Below are 2,702 nucleotides of genomic sequence, written 5' to 3'. Positions count from 1 at the left end.
GGAGCAGGAGCAGGAGTTGGTGGGGGAGTTGGGGCTGGGGCCGGGTGGTCCGTGCCTTCGTCGGCGTCCGGGGCTTCCGGTTCGGAGTCGGTGCTTGCCCGCAGCGCTTCCGGCTCTTCACTCGGTGACCGTGTCTCCGCGAGCGGCACCCGGAGGACGGTGCCGCAGGGGCAGCCCAGTTCGGGCCACGGCCACTGGTCCTGGCGGCCGCAGGCCGTGCAGCGGACGGTTACCCAGTCGTCGTCCCAGGTGTGGTGCGTGACGGACTCCGGGTGCGCCTCCTGGTCGAGCGCGGGGGTGACGGGTGCGCCGCACGCACACGGATACGACGGCGCCGCATAGACGTGCTCGCGCCGACAGGCCGGACACCGTACCGGCAAGCCCTCGGCCATGACCCACTCCAGAAACGTCACATCCAGAAACGCCGCATCGGGACAGGCCTCCATCGTCCTCCAGGCGGGCGCTCCATGGCAGGGAGTTGGGACAACGGGGGGACGACAGGGTGGCGACGGGGCGGCGTATCCGGTGGTGCCGTCCCTTGACGGCCTCTGGGGCGCCGCCTACATTGCTTCCAGATAGTAGAAGTTAGTTTCCGTAATACGGAATTTGCAGCTCTCCGCGGGGCGCGACGGGAGCCCGAATCCGACGGCCGAAGCAGGAGTACGCAATGGCTCGTATGACCGCTGCCCGCGCGGCAGTTGAGATCCTCAAGCGGGAGGGCGTCACGGACGCGTTCGGTGTCCCGGGCGCGGCGATCAACCCCTTCTACGCGGCGCTCAAGGCCTCCGGCGGGATCGACCACACTCTCGCCCGCCACGTCGAGGGCGCCTCGCACATGGCGGAGGGGTACACCCGTACCCACCCCGGCAACATCGGCGTCTGCATCGGCACCTCAGGGCCCGCGGGCACCGACATGATCACCGGCCTGTACTCCGCGACCGGGGACTCGATCCCGATCCTGTGCATCACCGGCCAGGCGCCGACCGCCGTGATCCACAAAGAGGACTTCCAGGCCGTCGACATCGCCTCGATCGCCAAGCCGGTCACCAAGATGGCGGTCACCGTGCTGGAGGCGGCGCAGGTGCCGGGTGTCTTCCAGCAGGCCTTCCATCTCATGCGCTCCGCCCGCCCCGGGCCGGTCCTCATCGACCTGCCCATCGACGTGCAGCTCACCGAGATCGAGTTCGACCCGGAGACGTACGAGCCGCTGCCGGTGTACAAGCCGTTCGCGAGCCGCGCCCAGATCGAGAAGGCCCTCGCGCTCCTGGGCGAGTCCGAGCGCCCGCTGATCGTCGCGGGTGGTGGTGTCATCAACGCGGATGCCTCCGAACTCCTCGTGGAATTCGCCGAGTTGACCGGCATCCCGGTCGTCCCCACCCTCATGGGCTGGGGCGTCCTGCCCGACGACCACGAGCTGAACGCCGGCATGGTCGGCCTCCAGACCTCGCACCGCTACGGCAACGCCACCTTCCTGGAGTCCGACTTCGTCCTCGGCATCGGCAACCGCTGGGCCAACCGCCACACCGGCAAGCTGGACGTCTACACGGCCGGCCGGAGGTTCGTGCACGTCGACATCGAGCCGACGCAGATCGGGAGGATCTTCGCCCCCGATTACGGGATCGCCTCCGACGCGAAGGCCGCGCTGGAGCTGTTCCTGGACGTGGCAGGGGAGTTGAAGGCGCGGGGCGCGCTGCCGGACCGTTCCGCGTGGGCCGCGGCCGCGCGGGAGAAGAAGTCCCGGCTCCAGCGCCGTACGCACTTCGACGACATCCCGATCAAGCCGCAGCGTGTGTACGAGGAGATGAACAAGGTGTTCGGTCCTGAGACCCGGTACGTCTCCACGATCGGCCTCTCGCAGATCGCCGGCGCCCAGATGCTGCACGTCTACCGGCCGCGCCACTGGATCAACTGCGGCCAGGCGGGCCCGCTCGGCTGGACCGTCCCGGCCGCCCTGGGCGTCGCCAAGGCCGACCCGGCGGCGTCCGTGGTCGCCCTCTCCGGCGACTACGACTTCCAGTTCATGATCGAGGAGTTGGCCGTCGGCGCCCAGCACAGGATCCCGTACGTCCACGTCCTGGTGAACAACTCCTACCTGGGCCTGATCCGTCAGGCCCAGCGTGCCTTCGACATGGACTTCCAGGTCAACCTGGAGTTCGAGAACCTCAACTCCCCCGAGCTGGGCGTCTACGGCGTCGACCACGTCAAGGTCGCCGAGGGCCTGGGCTGCAAGGCGATCCGCGTCACCGACCCCGGCGAACTGGCCACCGCCTTCGAGCACGCCCTGAAGCTCGCCGCCGAGCACCAGGTGCCGGTCGTCGTCGAGGCGATCCTGGAGCGCGTCACCAACATCTCGATGTCCACGACGAATGACATCAGCAACGTGGTGGAGTTCGAGGAGGGGAACGTTCAGCGGCTGCCGTAGCGTCGACGCGACGGTTTGGTTTGGCAGACATGCGGGTCAAACGGGGTCGGCCCTTTGGGAGGGTGACCCCGTTGCCATTCCCCGTGCTGGGTCCGTGCTGGATTCGAGCCCTGGGCGGGGGACACGGAACATCTCAGTCCGCCTTGCCTGGTGCGGATTTGAGGTGGGTGGTCAGCTGCTGGAGTGTGGTCCAGGAGTGGGCGTCGGTGCCGTCGCCCAGGGCGTAGTGGAGCGCGGGCTCGGTCGCAGGGCCGAGTTGGTGAGGGCGGAGGTCGAGGGG

The 2,702-nt window shown here is 68.6% G+C and carries 2 protein-coding genes and 1 pseudogene; 1 reads left to right on the top strand and 2 read right to left on the bottom strand.

Annotation, left to right across the window (positions count from 1 at the left end; translation table 11 throughout):
- Window positions 1-392: pseudogene (locus G5C60_RS51390) on the bottom strand (hypothetical protein); the annotation flags it as partial.
- Between the two features lie 275 nt (window positions 393-667).
- Between G5C60_RS51390 and gcl the strand changes: the two are divergent.
- Complete coding sequence (gcl, locus tag G5C60_RS50310; protein WP_165270969.1) at window positions 668-2,422, top strand: glyoxylate carboligase; 1,755 nt, start codon at window positions 668-670, stop codon at window positions 2,420-2,422.
- 133 nt (window positions 2,423-2,555) lie between these two features.
- Here gcl and G5C60_RS53475 read toward each other — a convergent pair.
- A partial coding sequence (locus G5C60_RS53475) for a DUF6177 family protein (protein ID WP_277611505.1) occupies window positions 2,556-2,702 on the bottom strand: 147 nt, incomplete at its 5' end.

Source organism: Streptomyces scabichelini, from assembly GCF_011045015.1.
Taxonomy (GTDB): Bacteria; Actinomycetota; Actinomycetes; order Streptomycetales; family Streptomycetaceae; genus Streptomyces; species Streptomyces scabichelini.
The sequence above is the reverse complement of the archived record's forward strand: the minus strand, read 5'-3'. Positions and strand labels throughout refer to the sequence as shown.